Below are 19,713 nucleotides of genomic sequence, written 5' to 3'. Positions count from 1 at the left end.
TTATTGACAAGCTTCACAAGTTTCAATTTTTTTACTAAAACATTTTTTATATATTGGCACTTTATTAAGTTCACCAATTTTTAAAGTTGATCTTTCGGCATGAGTAGCGCCTAAACTACGAAGATAATAAGTAGTTTTTAAACCTTTTAACCATGCTAATTTATATATTTCATCTAATTTTTTTCCTGAAGTTATATAAGATAAATATATATTTAATGATTGTGATTGATCTATCCATTTTTGTCTTCTTGAAGCTGCTTCAATTAACCATGATGGATCTATTTCAAAACAAGTAAGATATATTTTTTTTAATTCTTCAGGTATTCTTTTAATATTTTTTAAATTTCCATTAAAATATTTTAAATCATTTATCATTTGTTTATCCCATAAATTAAGTTTTTTTAAATCATTTACTAAATATTCATTTATTTCTATAAATTCACCTGATAAATTAGATTTTGTATATAAATTTCCGTAATTTGGTTCTATTGAAGCTGTTACATTTATAATATTTGATATTGTAGAAGTAGGAGCTATAGCTAAACAATTAGAATTTCTCATTCCATATTTAAGAATTTTTTTTCTTAAATTATCCCAATCTAAAGATATTGATAAATTAACATTTAAAAATTTTTTTCTTTTTTTTTTTAATTTTAAAATAGTATCTATTGGTAAAATACCTTGTTGCCATAAAGATCCATTATAGGATTTATAAAAACCTTTTTCTTTTGAAAGTTTTGTTGAAGCTAAAATAGTATAATAACTAATAATTTCCATTAAATTATCTGCAAATTTCATAGCTTCTTTAGAAGCATAAGAAATTTTTTTAATATATAAACAATCTTGAAACCCCATAATTCCTAAACCTACTGGTCTATGATTTAAATTAGATTTTTTTGTTTTATTAACAGGATAATAATTTATATCTATAACATTATCTAACATTCTCATAGCTATATTTATAGTTTTTTTTAATTTTTTATGATTTATTTTATTATTAATTAAATGTGCTGGTAAATTTATAGATCCTAAATTACATACAGCAATTTCTGAAGAATTTGTATTTAAAGTTATTTCAGTACATAAATTAGAACTATGTATTATACCAATATGTTGTTGTTGTGATCTTATATTACATGTATCTTTAAATGTTATCCAAGGATGACCAGTTTCAAATAACATAGACAACATTTTTCTCCATAAATTTTTTGCTTTTACTATTTTAAATAATTTTATTATTCCTGTTTGTGTTTGTTTTTCATATTTTTTATATGTTATTTCAAAATCTTTACCAAATTTTTCATGTAAATCTGGAACATCAGAAGGTGAAAATAATGTCCAATTTTTTTCTTTTATAACTCTTTTCATAAATAAATCAGGTATCCAATTTGCTGTATTTATATCATGGGTACGTCTTCTATCATCTCCGGTATTTTTACGTAATTCAAGAAATTCTTCAATATCTAGATGCCATGTTTCTAAATATACGCATACAGCGCCTTTTCTTTTTCCTCCTTGACTTACAGCTATAGCTGTATCATTTACTATTTTTAAAAATGGTATTATACCACTAGATTTTCCATTTATTCCTTTTATATATGCTCCTAAAGATCTTACAGGTGTCCAATCATTTCCTAATCCTCCTGCATATTTTGATAATAATGCATTTTCTTTTATAGAATTAAAAATTTCTTTTAAATTATCATTTATTGTTGAAATATAACAAGAAGATAATTGTGGTTTTTTAGTTCCAGAATTAAATAAAGTAGGTGTTGAAGTTATAAAGTTAAATGATGATAATAAATTATAAAATTTTATTGCATAATAATTTTTATTTTTTTCATTTATTGCTAATCCCATTGCTACTCGCATAAAAAATATTTGAGGAGTTTCTAATATTTTTTCATTTTTTTTAAGAAAATAACGATCAAATAAAGTTTTTAAACCTAAATAATTAAATTGTAAATCTCTTTTAATTTTTAAAGAATGTGCTAATTTTTTTAAATTAAATTTTTTTAATTTTTTATCAATTAAATTATATTTAATTCCTAATTTAATATATTTAGTAAAATATTTTATATGTTCTAAATTAATATCGATATTTTTAATTTTTTTTTTAAATATTTTAAAATATATTTCATATAATAATATTCTAGCAGATAGTTTACTATATTCTGGATCTTTTTCTATAAATGATTTAGAAGCTAAAATACATGCTTTATATATATCTTCTATAGGCATGTTATGATACATATTATTAATTGTTTCTTTAATAATATCATTAATATTTATTGTTTTATTTAAACCTTTAGAAGCGTAAATTATTATTTTTTCTATATTTTTAATATTTAAAATATAGCTTTTATTGTTTTTCAAAATATACATTTTTTTATTTTTGTAATTTTGCATATTTTTTTTTTTTTAAAAAATTAATTATTTATTTAAAATATTTATTAATATAAATAAATATATTAATATACATATATATATATATAGTATATATTTTTTTTTTGCATAAACAACATTTTTTTTAATACTTTTTTTTAAAAAAAAATATATATAATAAATATTATTTATATATAATTTATTTTTATATGTATAATATACATAATAAAAATTATTTATATTTAATTAATTTTTATATATATAATATATATATTATTAATAATTTTTTTAAAAAATATTTTCATGTTTAAAAATTTAACAAAAAAATTTTCTAAAATTATTAATTCAATAAGAAAAAAAACTTTTTTAAGTAAATCTGATATTTTAGAAAAACTTCGTGAAATTCGTTTAATTTTATTAGAATCTGATGTTTCTTTACAAGTAGTACGTGAATTTATTGAAAAAGTAAAAAAAAAATCTATTAAGCAAAAAAAAAATAAATTTTTAAATTTTAATGAATTTTTGATTAATATAGTACAAAAAGAATTATCTTATATAATAGGTTCAAGATTTAATAAATTTGAAACAAAATTAAATTTTAATGGTTTATTACCTAATATTATTTTATTAGTTGGTTTACAAGGTTGTGGTAAAACTACTACAGTTGGAAAATTATCAAGATATTTAAAAATTAATTTTAAGAAAAAAATTTTAAATGTATCTGTGGATCTTTATCGCCCTGCTGCTTCAATTCAATTAGAAATATTATCTAAACAAGCTAATGTGGATTTTTTTAAAAATATAAGTACTACTCCTATTAATATAATAGCTGAAGCTATTGCTTATAGTAAAAAACATAAATATGATTTATTAATTATTGATACTGCTGGACGTTTAATAATTGATAAATTTATGATGGAAGAAATTAAAAATATTTATGAATTTTCAAAACCAATTGAAACTTTATTAATAATTGATGCAATGTTAGGTCAAGATTCTGTAAATATTGCTAATATTTTTAGTACTTATATTACTTTTACTGGAATTATTTTAACAAAATTAGATAGTGATACTAAAGGTGGAGTAGCATTATCTGTAACACAAACATTAAAAAAACCTATAAAATTTATAGGAAATTCTGAAAAAATAGAAGGTTTAGAAATTTTTAATCCCGATTTAATGTCTAAACGTATTCTTGGAATAAATAAAATTTTATTTACAAAAAATAAAACTAAAACTAAAAATAAAAAAAAAAAAATAATAGATTATAAAAAAGAAATACAAAATTTTAATTTTAATAGTTTTAAATCTTATATATTAAAAGTTAAAAAAATAAATTTATTTTCTAATTTATTTTTTAAACTTATGGGAGTATTAAAAATAAAAAATAATAAAATAAATATAAAAGAAATTTTAAAACATATTAAAACTAATGAAGTTATAATTAATTCTATGACTTTAAAAGAAAGAAAATTTCCTAGGCTTATTGGTTTTTCACAAATAATTCGTATTGCTAAAGGTGCTGGTGTAAGCACACAAAATGTTAACAATTTATTAAGTCAATATAATAATTTAAAATTAGTAATGAATAAATATATTGATTATGATATTAATAAAATTATTAATGATGTAAAAAATATGTTTAATATTAAATAATTTTTTTTAAATTATTTTTTTTTTTAAAAAATTTATAATTTTTTCTTTTTTAATTAAATTAATTTTTTTTAAGTTTAATCTATTTTTATAATCAATTTTATTATATTTAATATAATTATTTCCTATAATTATAAAATGTGGTATTCCTATTAATTCCCAATCTGATAAAATAGAACCAATTTTAATATTTCTATCATCAAGTATAACATCTATATTTAATAATAGTAATTTTTTATATATTTTTTTTGTATAAAATTTTATTTGTTTATTATTATGAAAATTTATAGGGCATATTACTAAATTAAAAGGAGATATTAAATTAGGCCATATTATCCCTTTTTCATCAAAATTTTGTTCTATTATTACACTTAATATTCTAGTTATTCCTATTCCATAACATCCCATATGAAAAAATTTTTTTTTTCCTAATTTATTAATATACATAGAATTTATTAATTTTGAATAAAATTTTCCTATTTGAAATATATGTCCAATTTCTATTCCTCTACATATTTTTAAAATTCCTTGTTTATCTGGTGATAAATCACCATTTATGGCATTTCTTATATCTTTTATAAATAATTTATCTTTTATATCTCTTTCCCAATTTACACCTGTAAAGAACATATTCTCTTCATTTGCACCACAAATAAAGTCACGCATACTATATATATCTTTATTTATTAAAATTTTTATTGGTTTTTTTGTTTTTATAGGACCTATAAATTTTTTAGATACTCCAAACCAATCAAAAATTTCTTTTTTATTTGCTATACGAAAGTTTTGTAATTTAAATATTTTATGTATTTTTTTTTTATTTAATTCATGATTTGATTTAATAATTATTAACCACATATTTTTTTTTTTAATATTTTTTTTAATTATTATAGGTATACATTTTAAAAATTTTTTTTTAAATTTATTAATAATTTTTTTTTTATTATTTTTATCTAAAATAGAAATTTTTTTAATTTTTTTTTTAGGAATTTTTCTTATTTTATTTTTATATAAAATTTTTGTAAATTCTAATTTTGATAAAAAATTAGAATTTTTACAATATGTTAAAAATGTTTCTCCTATATTTGAAATAGCATGAAATTCATGAGAAATTTCTCCTCCCATATTACCATTATCAGCAGATACAATTTTAAATTTTAAATTTATTTTATTAAATATACGTATATAAGTATTATACATATTATTATATGATTTTAATAATCCTTTTTTATTTTTATCAAAAGAATATGCATCTTTCATTAAAAATTCTCTACTTCTTATTAACCCAAATTTCGGTCTTATTTCATCTCTAAATTTAGTTTGTATATGAAAAAAATTTATTGGTAATTGTTTATAACTTTGAATTTCTTTTTTAACAATATATGTTATTACTTCTTCGGAAGTAGGTTGTAAGATATAATTTTTATTATTTCTATCTTTAAATTTAATTATTTCTGATTTTAATTTTTCTAATCTTCCAGATTTTTGCCATAAATTTATTGGTTGTACAATAGGCATTAATAATTCATGAGCTCCAGATTTTTGCATTTCTTTTCTAATAATTTTTTTAATTTTTTTAATTATTCTTAAACCAATAGGCATATAAATGTATATTCCAGAGCTTAATTTTTTAATAATTCCTGATTTTATCATTAATTTATAACTAATATTTTTTTTATTAATAATTTTATTTTTAATCGTAGAAATAAAAAAATTTTTTGCTCGCATTTTAAAATTATTTAAAAATATATTTATAAATTTTAGAAACTAAAAAATAACATTTATTTTTTTTTAATGCTGATATTTTATATATAGGAAATCTTGTTTTAAATTTATTTATAATTATATTATAAATTTTATTTAATTTTTCTTTAGATATTAAATCTATTTTATTTAAAATTAACCAAATTGGTTTATTATATAATAATTTATTAAATTTTTTTAATTCATTTAATATTATTTTAATATTTTTTAAAATATTAACTTCATTAATATATGAGCCTATATCAATTATATGAAGTAATAAATTTGTTCTTTGTAAATGACGTAAAAATTTTATACCTAATCCGTAACCTTTATAAGCACCTTTTATTAACCCTGGTATATCAGCAATTATTATTTTTTTTTTTTTATAATTTATTGTACCTAAATTAGGATATAAAGTTGTAAATGGATAATTTGAAATTTTTGGTTTTGCATTTGTAATATTAGAAATCAATGTAGATTTTCCTGAATTTGGCATTCCTATTAATCCAATATTTGCTAGAATTTTTAATTCTAAATATAATTCTTTTTGCTCTCCAATTTTTCCTAATGTTTTTTTTCTAGGCGATCTATTAATAGAAGTTTTAAAATTACTATTTCCTAATCCACCTTTTCCACCTTTTGCTAAAAGTATTTTTTGTTTATTTTTTGTTAAATCTATTAATAATTTATTTAATTTTATATCAGTGATTAAAGTTCCTAATGGGAATTTTAAAAAAATATTTTTAGCGTTTTTTCCAGTTTGTTTAGATTTTTTTCCATTTTCTCCATTTTTACCTTTATATATTTTTTTATATTGATAATTAATAAGAGTATTTAAATTTTTATCTGCTATACCCCATATATTACTTCCATTTCCACCATTCCCCCCATCAGGGCCTCCTAATGGTCTAAATTTTTCTTTACAAAAACTTGATAATCCATCTCCCCCATTACCTGCAAAAATTTTAATTTTTATTTCATCTATAAATTTCATTTATATTAATTTTTAATTTAAAATTTCTATAATTTTTTTTTTAAATTTACCTTTTCTAGAAAATTTTACTTTTCCTGAAATTAAAGCAAATAATGTATGATCTTTACCCATACCAATATTTTTACCAGGATGAAATTTTGTTCCTTTTTGTCTTATTATAATTTTTCCCGCATTTACATATTCGCCACTAAAAACTTTTACACCTAATCTTTTAGATTTGGAATCTCTACCATTTCTAGTAGTTCCACCACCTTTTTTTTTTGCCATAATTAAAAATTAAAATTAATCTATTTTAGATATTGATTGAATTTTTAATTCAAAATATTTTTTTCTAAAACCTTGATGTTTTTGATAATGTTTTCTTCTTCTCATTTTAAATATTTTTATTTTTTTATATTTTTTTTTTTTAATTATTTTTGAAATTATAATATAATTTTTTATTATTGGAGTACCAATATTTATTTTATTTATTGTTTTAATAATTAATATTTTTTTTATGTATATAATATCTCCTATATTTGCTTTTATTATGTCTATTTTAATAATATCATTAACTTTAATTTTATATTGTTTTCCTTTTATTTCTATAATTGCATATAAAATATTTTTCATAAAATATATTTTTATTTTTTTTTAATTTATATAATTTTATATATTGTATTACAATATGGACAAATTGTTTCTTTTTTTTTATTTAAAATAATAAAAATTATAGGATGTAATATTATTTTATTTTTAATATTTGGGCATTTTATTATTTTTTTATTTTTATTTTTTAAATATATAATATTTTTCATATTTATATAAATAAATAAATTTATTTAAAATATTTATATTTTATTTTAAAAAATATATAATATTTTTATATTTTTAAAATTATATAATAAATAAATTATTAAATAATAAATTAAATTTTTTATATTTTTATATAAAATAAATAATTTTAAAAAAAAATTATAAATAAAATTTTTTTTATATAAAAAATTAAAAATTTAATTAATTTTAAAATAAATATATAAAAATAATATTAATTATAATATATATTATTAATATGTTTAAAATATTTTAATGTAAATTATATTTATTAAAATATAATAATATTTTTATATATTAAATATATGAAAAAAAATAAATTTTAATATATAATTTAAAAAACATTTTTATTAAAAATATTTATATATATATATATATATATAAATAAATTTTATTTATAAATAAATATGACTCAGATAGTTTCAAGTTTTTATAAAAAAAATATTGTTAAAAAATTAATTTTTCAAGGGGTAAACCCAATTTTAGCACGTATATTTTGTATTAGAGGTATTAAATCTTTAAAAGATATACATTATAATTTTAATTCTTTATTGTTACCATCTTTATTATTAAATTCTAATAAAGCGGCTGTATTATTAGCAAATACTATAAATTTAAAAAAAAAAATATTAATTTTTGCAGATTATGATTGTGATGGAATTTCTGCTTGTGCTCTTTGTTATCGTGTATTACGTATTTTTGGAGCTTTAAATATTGAATATTTTATTCCTAATCGTTTTAAAAATGGATATGGATTTACATTAGAAACAGTAAAATTTATTTTAAAAACTAAATCTCCAGATCTTATTATTACTGTAGATAATGGTATATCAAATATTGAAGGAGTTTCTTATGCTATAAAAAAAAATATAAAAGTTATAATTACAGATCATCATTTACCTAAAGAAAAATTACCACAAAAATGTATAATTGTTAATCCTAATCAACCATTATGTAATTTTCCTAGTAAAAATTTATCAGGTGTTGGTGTTATATTTTATGTTTTATGGTCTTTACAAAAAGAATTATTAAAAAGAGGAATATTTAATAAAGAAAATAAACCAAAATTAACTAATTTTTTAGATTTAGTTGCTTTAGGGACTATTGCTGATTCAGTAAAATTAGATTTTAATAATAGAATTTTAGTTTCTAAAGGTTTAAAAATAATCAGAAGTGGTAAAGCAAATTTAGGAATTAATTCTTTATTTTTAATTTCAAAAAAAAGTTATTTTTTAGCAAATGTTAATGATTTAAGTTTTTTAATAATTCCTAAAATTAATTCTTTAGGTAGATTACATGATGTGTCTTTAGGAATAAAATGTTTAATTTTAAATAATAAAAAAAAAATATTAAAAATAGTAAAAAGAATAAATGAATTAAATAATTATCGTAAACATATTGAAAATTCAATGTATAATTTAATATTAAAATTAATAAAAAATATTAATTTACAAAAACATAAAACTATAACTATTTATAATGATTTATTTAATGAGGGTTTAATAGGGATTTTTTCTTCTAGATTAAGAGATAAATTCTATAAACCAGTAATTATTTTTGCAAAAAGTTTTAATAATTTTTTAAAAGGTTCTGGAAGATCTGTAGCAGGTTTTAATTTATATAATGTTTTAGTTCTTATTTCTAAAAAAAATCCATTTTTAATAAAAAATTTTGGTGGTCATTTTATGGCAGTAGGTTTAACTATTCATAAAGATAATTTTTTATTATTTAAAAATGAATTTGAATTATTAGGAAAATTATTAATTAATAATTATAATAATAATAAAATAATTAATACAGATGGTAAAATAAGTTCTAAATATTATTCAATAAAATTTTTTAATTTAATAAATAATTATGTTTGGGGAGAGCAATTTCCATATCCAATTTTTTATGATTATTTTAAAGTAATTTATCAAAAAATTTTAAAAAAAAAACATTTAAAAATTTTATTAGAAAAAAAAAATATTAAATATCATGCGATATGGTTTAATCATAATAAAAAAATAAATAATTATGCTTTAATTGCTTTTAAATTAATATGTAATTATTATTACAATACTAAAAAAATAAATTTATTAATAGAATATGCATATTCTTTATAATTTTTTAAAAAATTAAAAATAATAATATAATTATAATAAATTATTAATTATATATAATAATATATTATTATTTATTTTTAAAAATTTTTATATTTATTAAAAATAAATATAAAAATGTTAATTTTAAATTAATATATTAAAAATATTTATTTTTATATTATTTAAAAAATATTTTTTTTTAAAAAAAATATAAATTTTATAAAATATTATAAATAATATTTTTGATAATAAATATTTTAAAATATAATATTTTTAAATATAAAAATATTTTTTATTAAAAATATTAAATATTTTAAAAAAAATAAATTTTTTATAAAATGATTTCAAAATCAGAATTTAAAATATTAGCAAAACAAGGTTATAATCGTATACCTTTAATGGTAGAAATTTCAACAAATTTAGATACTCCTTTAATTATATATTTAAAATTAATAAAAAATAAATTTACTTTAAATACATTTTTATTAGAATTTATAAATAAAAAAAGTTTTTTGAATAGATATTCTTTTATAGGTTTACCAGCTTCTTTAAAAATAAGAAGTATTAATAATATAACAGATGTTTTAATAAATGAAAAAGTTGTTGAATCAGTAGAAGGTAATGCTTTTGATTTTATTTTAAAATTTCAATCTCGTTATAAAATTGCTTTATTACCTAATATTCCACGTTTATGTGGTGGTTTATTTGGTTATTTTGGTTATGATTCTATTCAATATATTAATAAAAATTTTTTATTTAATTTAAAAAAAAAAAATGATTTAAATTTACCAGAAATTTTATTATTATTTACAGAAGAAATAATTGTTATTGATAATTTTTTAAAAAAAATATATATAATTATTTATACTAATCCTAATGTTTATAAATCTTTTGAAAAATCTTATAAAAAAATTAAATTTATTATAAATTTATTAAAAAAAAAAAATAAATTTCCATTATTTAAAAAAACTTTATTAACAAAAAAATATCATTTATTTAAAAAATATGATTTTATAAAAACTGTTATAAAAGCTAAAAAATATATTTTAAATGGTGATATAATGCAAATTCAAATAAGTCAATGTATTAAAAAAATATTTTCAGAACCTCCAATAGATTTATATAGAGCTTTAAGATATATTAATCCTTCTCCTTATATGTATTTTTATAATTTTGGTGATTTTCAAATTGTAGGTTCTTCTCCTGAAACTTTAGTAAAAAATGAAATTATTAATAAAAAAAATAAAAATATATATAAAAAAATTACTATTAGACCATTAGCTGGTACAAGAAAAAGAAGTAAAAATTTTAAAAAAGATAAATTATTATCTTTAGAATTATTAACAAATTTTAAAGAAATAGCTGAACATATTATGTTAATTGATTTAGCTCGTAATGATATTAGTCGTATTTCTAATACAGGTACTGTTAAAGTAACAGAACAAATGGTATTAGAAAAATATTCACATGTTCAACATATTGTTTCTAATGTAGAAGGAATTTTAAAAAAAAATTTATCTAATATAGATATTTTAAAATCAGTTTTTCCTGCTGGAACTTTATCAGGAACACCAAAAATAAAAGCTATGGAAATTATTAATAAATTAGAACCAAGAAATAGAGGTTTATATGGTGGGGCTTGTGGATTTTTATCTTTTAATGGTGAAATGGATGTTGCTATTTTAATTAGAACAGGTATTATTAAAAATAATTTTTTATATATTCAATCAGCAGCTGGTATTGTAAATGATTCTATCCCAGAAAAAGAATGGGAAGAAACTAAAAATAAAATTAAAGTTATTTTAAAAGCTGCAGAAAATGTTCAAAATGGTTTAATAAAATAATTATTTTATTTATTTTTAAAATATTTTATGAAAAAAAATATTTTTTTTATAGGCCCTATGGGTGTTGGTAAAACTACAATTGGAAAAATTTTATCTAAAAAAATTAATAAAAAATTTATTGATTCTGATTATATAATAGAATCAATATTAGAAATATCTATTTTATTAATTTTTAAAAATTATGGTGAATTTTTTTTTCGAAAATTAGAAATAAAAGTTATAAAAATAATAAATATAAAAAAAAATATTATTTTATCTATAGGTGGGGGGGGTATTTTATCTTTTGTAATAAGAAATATTTTAAAAAAATATGGAATAATAATTTATTTAAAAATTAATATTAATAATTTTTTGTTACGTATAAATTTTTTAAAAAATAGACCTTTATTAAAAATAAATAATTTAAAAAATTTTTTAAATAAATATTTATTAAAAAGAAATTTTTTTTATAAAAATATTACTAATATTATTATTAATATAAAAAAAAAAAAAAAAAATATTATTTTTAATGAAATTTTTAATTTATTAAAATAATTTTTATTATATTATATAATATAAAATATATTATAAATAATTTTTGTTTTAAATTTATTTTTTTTAAATAAATTTTTTAATAAATATAAAAATAATGTTAATTATTAATAATAATATAATTAATAAAAATTTTTAATTTAATATTATTATTATAAATATTTATATATTAAAAATTTTATTAAATTGTGAATTTTTTAATATAATATAAATTATATAATTATTTTTATTTTAGATATATAAAAAATATATAAAAAATTATTTTTTAAAAAATATTTTAAATATATTATATATAATTTTTATAAAATTTAATTAATATTATTATTTTTAATAAATTTAAAAAAATAATAATAAAATTATTTTAAATTTTAATTATATTTTAAAATATATTTAATAATATTATTTTAATTATTAAAAAATTTATATAATAAAATTATAATTTTATGTATATTTTTTATTATATATATTTCATAAATTATATTTTTATTAAAAAAATTAAAAATTATTTATTTTTATAATTAAAAATATATTTTTTTTTAAAATAAAATTAATTATAAATAATTTTAAATAATTTTAAATAATTTTAAATAATTTTAAATAATTTTAAATATAAACTATAACCTTTTTTTTTATAAAAATATGAAAAATTTCTTTACAAAAAATTTATTTTTTATATTTGAAATAACATTGTATTTATTTTCAATTAGTATTCATGAATTTTGTCATGCTTATGTAGGTAATTATTATGGAGATAATACTTTAAAATCTATGGGACGTTTAACGTTAAATCCTATTAAACATATAGATTTTTCAAATACTTTTTTTTCAATGCTTATTTTTTTATTTTATTTTAAAATAAAATTTTTTTTTATTATTACTAAAGAATTAATAATAAATAAAATTAAATTAAAACATTCTATAAAAAAATTTTTTTTAGTATTATTAGCTGGACCTTTATCAAATTTTATTTTATCTATAATTTTTACTATTTTTTATATTATTTTAATAGCTTTAAAATTTTATTTTATTGCTGATATAATATATTATGCAATTTTTATTAATTTAGGAATATTTGTTATTAATTTTTTTCCATTTCCATTTTTAGATGCTAATTTAATAATGACAAATTTTTTTTTAAAAAAAAATTCTCTTATAAAAAAAGAACTTGCTGTTTTATTTAAAATGATAACTATTATTTTAATATTTTTTTTATTTAAAAAAAATTATATTTTAAATATTTTATTATTTTTAATAAAAATTTTTAAAAAAATAAATACTTTATTTAAAATTTCTAATTAAAAATTATGTTTAAAACAAATATTGTAGTTTCAGGGATACGTCCTACTGGTATTTTACATTTAGGTCATTATTTTGGTATTTTAAAAACATGGTTAAAATTACAAACTAAATTTCCTTGTTTTTTTTTTATTGCTGATTTACATGCTTTTAATACTCATTATAATAAATATCATAATATAAAATTTAATATTAAATCTATAATTATAGATTTACTTTCTATAGGAATTGATCCTATAAAATCTACTATATTTATTCAATCAAAAATTCCAGAACATTCTGAATTATATTTATTATTATCAATGATTACACCTATAAATTGGTTAAAAAGAATACCTTCTTATAAAAGTAAAATTAATAAAAATTTAACTTATGGTTTTTTAGGTTATCCAATTTTACAAGCAGCTGATATTTTATTATATAGAGCAAATAAAATACCTATAGGTAAAGATCAAATACCTCATATTGAAATTGTTAAAAAAATTTCTAAAAAATTTAATTTTTTATATAAATTAAATAAAAATTTTAAAAATAATTTTTATTTTCAAAAACCTAAAATAATTTTAAGTAAAACTACTTGCTTACCTGGGATAAATGGTTTAAAAATGTCTAAAAGTTATTCAAATACAATAGGTATTCGTGAAAAAAAAAAATCTATTTTTAAAAAAATTATGAAAATGAGAACAGATCCTAATAGAAAATATAAATATATTAACGGAAATCCTGAAATATGTACAGTTTGGCAATTTCATTTAATATATTCAAATTTTAAAATTAAAAAATATATTAATGATTCTTGCCGTTCTTCATATATAGGTTGTGTAGAATGTAAAGAAATAATAATAAATTCTATTTATAAAAAACAACAACCAATTTTAGAAAATGCACAAAAATATTTAGATAATCCTAAATTTGTTAAAAATATTATAAAGGAAGGTTGTTTAAAAGCTAGAAAAGTAGCTAAAAAAAATATACATAAAATATATAATATTATTAATAAAAAATAAAATAAATTTTATTGTAAAATATTTAGATAATTTTAAATTTATTAAAAATTTTATAAAAAGAATATTTTTTAAAAATTAAAAAATAATTAAAAATATATATAAAATATATAAATATTTTATTAATATAAATAAAAATATATTTTATATATATAAAATATAAATTATTAAATAATATAAAATTATTTAATATTTTTTATATTTTAAATAGTAAAAATTAATTTTGATTTTTATTAATTTTATATAATAATAAAAATATTTATTTTAAATTATTTTTAAGTTTTAGGTATATTTTTATTTTTTATATATGTATTAATTTTTTTTTCTATAACAGTAAATGTTGGATTTACTTTTTTAATTATATTATGTAATTTGTTATTAATCATAGTATGTTTTTGAAAATTCATTGTTGCTAATAATGCTAGTAATAATACTATTATTTTTTTTTTCATAATTATTTTAAAATTTAAAAATTATTATAAAATATTTAATTAATTTAAAAATAATTTTTATGAGTTTACTATGACATTTGTTAAAATAATCCTGGCTGCTTTGTTTCCAACCTGACCAATTAAATTATATAACAAATACATAGGACTCGTAAAATTATTTTTAAGTTCTATTTAATACATATTGTATATTATTTATAACATTAAAAATTTTTATTTTCAAGAGGTAAAATGAAATTAATAATCAATAATTAATTTACCATTTAAATGATCTATTTCGTGTTGGATACAAAAAGATAAAATACCTTTAATCTTAAAAATAAAAATTTTTCCAAAAATATTTTGAAATTGTATTTTAATTTTAGAAATTCTTGAAATATTTTTATAAATTTTTGGTATAGATAAACAACCTTCTTTATTTATTTTATTTTTTTTACTTTTTTTAATAATTATAGGATTAATAAAAATTAATAAATTATTTTTATTATTTGTAATATCTATTATTATTATTTGTTTATGTATATTTATTTGTGTTGCTGCTAAACCTATTCCAGAAGAATTATATAAAGTATCTTTCATATCTTTAATAATTTTTTTTATTGAATTATTAAATTTTTTTACTGGTTTTGCATTAATTCTTAATCCTAAATTAGGATATTCAAGAATATTTTTTATAGTCATATATAAAAATTAAAATTTATAAAATATTTATTTTTTAAAATATTTTTCAATAAAAATTTTTATTTCTTTAGGATTTATTTTATTTTTTGTTTTTTTTAAAATTTTTCCAATTATAAAATTTATAATTTTTTTATTTTTATTTTTTATTTCTTTTATTAAATTTAAATTTTTTTTTAAAATTTTTTTTAAAATTATTTTTAATTTAGAACTTTTAAAATTTTTATCTATTTTATAAAAATTTATTAAATTATTTACTTCAATACTTTTAATTTTTTTAAATTTTATTAATTTTAAAAAAATTTTTTTGGCTATTTTATTAGAAATATTTTTATTATAAATATTTATTAATAATAATGAAAAATGTTTAGGTTTTAATGAAATTTTTTTTATTTTTTTTTTAAAAAAAAACATAAATTCACATTTTAACCAATTTAAAAGTAATTTTATTTGTTCTTTATTAATTAACTTTAAGGTTTTTTTAAAATATTGAAATAAATATTTAAATTTTGTTAAAAAAATAGCATTTTTAATAGATAAATTATATTTTTTTATAATTTTTTTTTGAATTTCAAATGGTAATTTTGTTTTTTGATTTTTTATTTTTTCTATTATTTTTTTAGGAATTTTAATTTCTGGTAAATCTGGTTCTAAAAGATATTTATATTCTTTTTGAGAATTTTTTTTTCTAATATATTCAGTTTTTTTTGTATTTGGATTATATGTTCTAGTTTCTTGTATAATTTTTTCACCCTTTTTTAAAATTTTTTTTTGTCTAATAAATTCATAATCAATAGCATTTTTTATAAATTTAAATGAATTTAAATTTTTAATTTCACATTTAATACCATTATTTTTTTTATTTTTATTTATTGATATATTTATATCAGATCTAAAAGAACCATTTTGTAAATTACCATCACAAATATTTAACCAAGTTACTATATTATATAAAGTTTTTAAATATTTAACAGCTTCATAAGAACTTTTTATCATAGGTTTTGTAACTACTTCTAATAAAGCATTACCTGATCTATTATAATCAATACCTATCATATTTTTATAATATTTATGAAATATTTTTCCTGAATCTTCTTCTAAATGCGCTGATATTAATTTTATAGTTCTAATATTATTTTTTTCATTAAAAAAAGATATTTTACCACCTTTTATAATAGGTTTTTTATATTGAGTTATTTGATAACCTTTAGGTAAATCTGGATAAAAATAATTTTTTCTACAAAATAATAAATTAGAAGAAATTTTTCCAGATATAGCTATTCCAAATTTTAAAGCTAATTTTATAGTTTTTTTATTAATTGTTGGTAAAGTTCCTGGAAGAGCTAAATCTATTGCATTTACTAACGTATTTGGTTTTTCTCCGAATTTATTAGAAGTATTACTAAAAATTTTTGTTTTAGTTAAAAGTCTAATATGTGTTTCAATACCAATTTTAATTTTCCATTTCATATAAATTTTTTTAAAAAAATAATAATAAAAGTTATTAAGGAATTTTAGTATGCCAATCAGTAACTTGTTGAAATTTATATGCTAAATTTAAAATTTTTGATTCATTAAAATAATTTCCAATAATTTGTAAACCTATAGGGCGATTTTTATTTGTTTTATATTTACTAAATCCACAAGGTATTGATATGCTAGGTAAACCTGATAAACTGCTTGGTAGTGTTAAAATATCAGAAATATAATTTAAAATTGGATTTCTTTTTTTTTCTTTTATATTCCATGCAACAGTTGGAGAAACTGGTCCTATAATAACATCACAATAATTTTTATTTTTTTTATTAAAAATTTCTTTTAATTCATTTGTAATTATTCTTCTTATTTTTTGAGCTTGTAAATAACATTTATTATAAAAATTATCAGATAATATATGTGAACCTATTAAAATTCTTAATTTTACTTCATTTCCAAAATTATCACTTCTATATTTTTTATACATTTTTATAATATTTTTATATTTTTTATGTTTTATACCAAATCTTATACCATCAAATCTAGATAAATTAGAATATGCTTCAGCTGAAGAAATTATATAATATGTGGGAATATAAAGTTCAGTTTTATATAATTTAATATTTATTAAATTAGCTCCTAATTTTTTAAATTCATTTAATGCATTTTCTATATTTATTTTTATATCTTCCGAAATATTTTGATTAAAAAATTCCTTTGGAATTCCAATTTTAATATTTTGTAAATTACAATTTAAATTTTTATAAAAATTTTCTTTTGGTCTTTTAATATTTGTTAAATCTGATTTATCTTTACAAATAATACTATTTAATAATAATGCACAATCTTCAGCGTTTTTTGCAATTATTCCTGCTTGATCTAAAGAAGAAGCAAAACTTATTATTCCAAATCTTGATACACTTCCATAAGTTGGTTTAATCCCTGTTACTCCACAAAAACTTGAAGGTTGTCTTATAGAACCACCAGTATCTGTGGCTGTAGCAACAGGAGTTAATCTAGCAGCTACTGCTGCTGCTGATCCCCCAGAAGAACCACCAGAAACAGCTTTTTTATCCCATGGATTTTTTACTGGTCCAAAAAAAGAATTTTCATTACTAGAACCCATAGCAAATTCATCACAATTTAATTTTCCTAATGTTATCATACCTTCAAAATTTAATTTTTTAATTATAAAAGCATCAAATGGACTAATATAATTTTTTAAAATTTTTGATCCCGCTGTTGTTTTCCAACCTTTTGTTACAAAAACATCTTTATGTGCTATTGGTATTCCTGTTAAAATTGTATTTTCTTTATTAAAAAATTTTTTTTCTGCAATTTTTGCTTGCTTTAAAGTTAATTCTTCATTGATATTTATAAAAGCATTTATATTATTTTTATAAATTTTTTTTAAAAATAATATAGTTAATTCTGTAATAGAAATTTTTTTTTTTTTTAATAAAATTGATAATTCTTTTATAGTTTTATTATACATTTTTTTTAAAAAAAAAATTTAATTTAGTCTAAAATTTTAGATGCTAAATAAATATTATTTTTAATATTTTTTGATAAAATTTGAAATTTTTTATATTTAATATTTTTTTTTAAAATATCTTTTTTTAAATGTTTAAAATATGTAAAAAAAGATTTTTTTATTGGATGATTCATAGGTTTAATATTATTAGTTTTAATTTTTTTTATTTTTTTAATAATATTAAAAATATCATTTATTTTTATTAAAAATTTTTTAATTTCTTTATCTGTAAATTTTAAATAAGCAATTTTAGCCATTTTGTGAATATCTTTAATATTAAATTTCATAATTATAAAATATATTTTATATTGAAAAATTATTTTTTTTTAAAATTATTTTTTAAATTTATTGCATATTTATATATATCTTTTTTTTTATTTTTAGTAATATTGTAAGTAATATTTATTAATTTTTTAAAAGTTAATTCTTTAAATAATATTTTTAAAATATTTTTATATTTTTCTTCTTTTTTTTTAATTATAACAGAATTTAATAAAATTACAAATTCTCCTTTTTGGTTATATTTATTTTTTTTAATCCAAGATAAAGCTTTTTTTAATTTACATTTATAAATATTTTCAAAAATTTTTGTAAGTTCTTTAGCAAAAATAATTGATGTTTCATTATTAAAAAATTTTATAAATAATTTAATTGTTTTTTTTATTCTATGAGGTGTTTCATAAAAAACTAAAATTATTTTTTCATTTTTTAAATTTTGTAAAATTTTTTCTTTTTCTTTTTTTTCTTTAGGTAAAAAACCTATAAATTTAAATTGTTTATTATTTAAACCACTTACTGATAGAGCAGTAATTACAGCTGATACTCCTGGTATTGGGATAATTTTAAATTTATATTTATAAATGTATTTAATAAGTTTATAACCTGGATCAGAAATTGTTGGTGTTCCTGAATTTGATACTAAAGATATTCTTTCATTATTTATTAATCTTTTAATAATAAAATTAATATTTTTTTTTTCATTAAATTTATGTAATGTAATTAAATTTTTTTTTAATTTATAAAAATTAAGTAATTTTTTTATTTGTTTTATATTTTCACATACAATAGTATCAGAAATAGATAAAACGTATAAAGCTCTTAATGTTATATCATACATATTTCCTATAGGCGTTGCTAACACATATAATGCTGATTTAGGAAAATTCTGTTCTTTTATTTTATTTGGAATATTAAAAATCATATTTTTTAAAAAATTATTTTTTATA

Annotated in this window: 18 protein-coding genes and 1 other RNA gene; 6 read left to right on the top strand and 13 right to left on the bottom strand. The window is 15.8% G+C overall.

All coding sequences use genetic code 11. The features are described 5' to 3' along the window. Entirely contained in the window at positions 1 to 2,409 is a 2,409-nt protein-coding gene (locus AACL00_RS00225; protein WP_339045022.1) for a ribonucleoside-diphosphate reductase subunit alpha, read from the bottom strand. A 279-nt stretch (positions 2,410 to 2,688) separates the two neighbouring features. Here AACL00_RS00225 and AACL00_RS00220 point away from each other — a divergent pair, with 279 nt between their 5' ends. After that, complete coding sequence (locus AACL00_RS00220; RefSeq protein WP_339045021.1) at positions 2,689 to 4,041, top strand: signal recognition particle receptor subunit alpha; 1,353 nt, start codon at positions 2,689 to 2,691, stop codon at positions 4,039 to 4,041. Between the two features lie 6 nt (positions 4,042 to 4,047). Here the strand turns inward: AACL00_RS00220 and AACL00_RS00215 are convergent, their stop codons facing one another. The 5 genes from AACL00_RS00215 to AACL00_RS00195 are packed head-to-tail and all read right to left on the bottom strand — an operon-like array spanning position 4,048 to position 7,575. Then, on the bottom strand, positions 4,048 to 5,766 hold the full coding sequence (locus tag AACL00_RS00215) for a proline--tRNA ligase (RefSeq protein ID WP_339045020.1): 1,719 nt from the start codon (positions 5,764 to 5,766) through the stop codon (positions 4,048 to 4,050). 7 nt (positions 5,767 to 5,773) lie between these two features. Beyond that, a complete protein-coding gene (gene cgtA / locus AACL00_RS00210) occupies positions 5,774 to 6,778 on the bottom strand; it encodes an Obg family GTPase CgtA (protein WP_339045019.1) in 1,005 nt (334 codons plus the stop codon). Positions 6,779 to 6,790: 12 nt separating this feature from the next. Then, on the bottom strand, positions 6,791 to 7,045 hold the full coding sequence (rpmA, locus tag AACL00_RS00205) for a 50S ribosomal protein L27 (protein ID WP_339045018.1): 255 nt from the start codon (positions 7,043 to 7,045) through the stop codon (positions 6,791 to 6,793). A 15-nt stretch (positions 7,046 to 7,060) separates the two neighbouring features. Next, positions 7,061 to 7,390: a 50S ribosomal protein L21 gene (gene rplU / locus AACL00_RS00200; protein ID WP_339045017.1), complete on the bottom strand. Its 330-nt coding sequence runs from the start codon at positions 7,388 to 7,390 to the stop codon at positions 7,061 to 7,063. A gap of 26 nt (positions 7,391 to 7,416) precedes the next feature. Continuing rightward, positions 7,417 to 7,575, bottom strand: coding sequence for a zinc-finger domain-containing protein (locus AACL00_RS00195; RefSeq protein WP_339045016.1), 159 nt, complete (start codon positions 7,573 to 7,575; stop codon positions 7,417 to 7,419). A gap of 423 nt (positions 7,576 to 7,998) precedes the next feature. On the opposite strand from AACL00_RS00195, the gene recJ reads away from it, so the two are divergent. The 5 genes from recJ to trpS all read left to right on the top strand — a co-directional run bounded on the left by recJ (position 7,999) and on the right by trpS (position 14,353). Next, positions 7,999 to 9,696 (top strand): single-stranded-DNA-specific exonuclease RecJ, encoded by a 1,698-nt coding sequence (gene recJ, locus AACL00_RS00190; protein ID WP_339045015.1) that lies wholly within the window; start codon positions 7,999 to 8,001, stop codon positions 9,694 to 9,696. A 320-nt stretch (positions 9,697 to 10,016) separates the two neighbouring features. After that, positions 10,017 to 11,519, top strand: a complete 1,503-nt coding sequence (locus tag AACL00_RS00185; protein ID WP_339045126.1) for an anthranilate synthase component I family protein — start codon at positions 10,017 to 10,019, stop codon at positions 11,517 to 11,519. A gap of 27 nt (positions 11,520 to 11,546) precedes the next feature. Continuing rightward, a complete protein-coding gene (locus AACL00_RS00180; protein WP_339045013.1) occupies positions 11,547 to 12,053 on the top strand; it encodes a shikimate kinase in 507 nt (168 codons plus the stop codon). A gap of 636 nt (positions 12,054 to 12,689) precedes the next feature. Continuing rightward, complete coding sequence (locus AACL00_RS00175; RefSeq protein ID WP_339045011.1) at positions 12,690 to 13,349, top strand: site-2 protease family protein; 660 nt, start codon at positions 12,690 to 12,692, stop codon at positions 13,347 to 13,349. Positions 13,350 to 13,354: 5 nt separating this feature from the next. After that, entirely contained in the window at positions 13,355 to 14,353 is a 999-nt protein-coding gene (gene trpS / locus AACL00_RS00170) for a tryptophan--tRNA ligase (protein ID WP_339045009.1), read from the top strand. A gap of 272 nt (positions 14,354 to 14,625) precedes the next feature. Here trpS and AACL00_RS00165 read toward each other — a convergent pair whose 3' ends face one another. The 7 genes from AACL00_RS00165 to rsmI all read right to left on the bottom strand — a co-directional run bounded on the left by AACL00_RS00165 (position 14,626) and on the right by rsmI (position 19,688). After that, positions 14,626 to 14,802 (bottom strand): hypothetical protein, encoded by a 177-nt coding sequence (locus tag AACL00_RS00165; RefSeq protein WP_339045008.1) that lies wholly within the window; start codon positions 14,800 to 14,802, stop codon positions 14,626 to 14,628. Between the two features lie 54 nt (positions 14,803 to 14,856). Next, positions 14,857 to 14,954: signal recognition particle sRNA small type (gene ffs / locus AACL00_RS00160), an RNA gene on the bottom strand. 82 nt (positions 14,955 to 15,036) lie between these two features. Continuing rightward, positions 15,037 to 15,480: a peptide deformylase gene (def, locus tag AACL00_RS00155; protein ID WP_339045007.1), complete on the bottom strand. Its 444-nt coding sequence runs from the start codon at positions 15,478 to 15,480 to the stop codon at positions 15,037 to 15,039. Between the two features lie 27 nt (positions 15,481 to 15,507). Next, positions 15,508 to 16,947 (bottom strand): Asp-tRNA(Asn)/Glu-tRNA(Gln) amidotransferase subunit GatB, encoded by a 1,440-nt coding sequence (gatB, locus tag AACL00_RS00150; RefSeq protein ID WP_339045005.1) that lies wholly within the window; start codon positions 16,945 to 16,947, stop codon positions 15,508 to 15,510. Positions 16,948 to 16,981: 34 nt separating this feature from the next. Continuing rightward, positions 16,982 to 18,448, bottom strand: coding sequence for an Asp-tRNA(Asn)/Glu-tRNA(Gln) amidotransferase subunit GatA (gatA, locus tag AACL00_RS00145; protein ID WP_339045004.1), 1,467 nt, complete (start codon positions 18,446 to 18,448; stop codon positions 16,982 to 16,984). 23 nt (positions 18,449 to 18,471) lie between these two features. After that, positions 18,472 to 18,774, bottom strand: a complete 303-nt coding sequence (gatC, locus tag AACL00_RS00140) for an Asp-tRNA(Asn)/Glu-tRNA(Gln) amidotransferase subunit GatC (protein WP_339045002.1) — start codon at positions 18,772 to 18,774, stop codon at positions 18,472 to 18,474. A gap of 29 nt (positions 18,775 to 18,803) precedes the next feature. Further along, positions 18,804 to 19,688, bottom strand: a complete 885-nt coding sequence (rsmI, locus tag AACL00_RS00135; RefSeq protein ID WP_339045001.1) for a 16S rRNA (cytidine(1402)-2'-O)-methyltransferase — start codon at positions 19,686 to 19,688, stop codon at positions 18,804 to 18,806. Positions 19,689 to 19,713: the final 25 nt, after the last annotated feature.

It is taken from the genome of Candidatus Zinderia endosymbiont of Aphrophora alni, from assembly GCF_964019745.1.
Lineage (GTDB): Bacteria > Pseudomonadota > Gammaproteobacteria > Burkholderiales > Burkholderiaceae.
This window is presented reverse-complemented; position numbering and strand designations above follow the sequence as displayed.

Bases quoted from the DNA above. Each gene is read 5' to 3' on its own strand.
- rpmA (WP_339045018.1), bottom strand. From the start codon at position 7,045: ATGGCAAAAAAAAAAGGTGGTGGAACTACTAGAAATGGTAGAGATTCC.
- AACL00_RS00180 (WP_339045013.1), top strand. From the start codon at position 11,547: ATGAAAAAAAATATTTTTTTTATAGGCCCTATGGGTGTTGGTAAAACT.
- AACL00_RS00195 (WP_339045016.1), bottom strand. From the start codon at position 7,575: ATGAAAAATATTATATATTTAAAAAATAAAAATAAAAAAATAATAAAA.
- def (WP_339045007.1), bottom strand. From the start codon at position 15,480: ATGACTATAAAAAATATTCTTGAATATCCTAATTTAGGATTAAGAATT.
- recJ (WP_339045015.1), top strand. From the start codon at position 7,999: ATGACTCAGATAGTTTCAAGTTTTTATAAAAAAAATATTGTTAAAAAA.
- trpS (WP_339045009.1), top strand. From the start codon at position 13,355: ATGTTTAAAACAAATATTGTAGTTTCAGGGATACGTCCTACTGGTATT.
- rsmI (WP_339045001.1), bottom strand. From the start codon at position 19,688: ATGATTTTTAATATTCCAAATAAAATAAAAGAACAGAATTTTCCTAAA.
- AACL00_RS00175 (WP_339045011.1), top strand. From the start codon at position 12,690: ATGAAAAATTTCTTTACAAAAAATTTATTTTTTATATTTGAAATAACA.
- gatC (WP_339045002.1), bottom strand. From the start codon at position 18,774: ATGAAATTTAATATTAAAGATATTCACAAAATGGCTAAAATTGCTTAT.
- AACL00_RS00220 (WP_339045021.1), top strand. From the start codon at position 2,689: ATGTTTAAAAATTTAACAAAAAAATTTTCTAAAATTATTAATTCAATA.
- AACL00_RS00225 (WP_339045022.1), bottom strand. From the start codon at position 2,409: ATGCAAAATTACAAAAATAAAAAAATGTATATTTTGAAAAACAATAAA.
- rplU (WP_339045017.1), bottom strand. From the start codon at position 7,390: ATGAAAAATATTTTATATGCAATTATAGAAATAAAAGGAAAACAATAT.
- cgtA (WP_339045019.1), bottom strand. From the start codon at position 6,778: ATGAAATTTATAGATGAAATAAAAATTAAAATTTTTGCAGGTAATGGG.
- gatA (WP_339045004.1), bottom strand. From the start codon at position 18,448: ATGTATAATAAAACTATAAAAGAATTATCAATTTTATTAAAAAAAAAA.
- AACL00_RS00215 (WP_339045020.1), bottom strand. From the start codon at position 5,766: ATGCGAGCAAAAAATTTTTTTATTTCTACGATTAAAAATAAAATTATT.
- AACL00_RS00165 (WP_339045008.1), bottom strand. From the start codon at position 14,802: ATGAAAAAAAAAATAATAGTATTATTACTAGCATTATTAGCAACAATG.
- gatB (WP_339045005.1), bottom strand. From the start codon at position 16,947: ATGAAATGGAAAATTAAAATTGGTATTGAAACACATATTAGACTTTTA.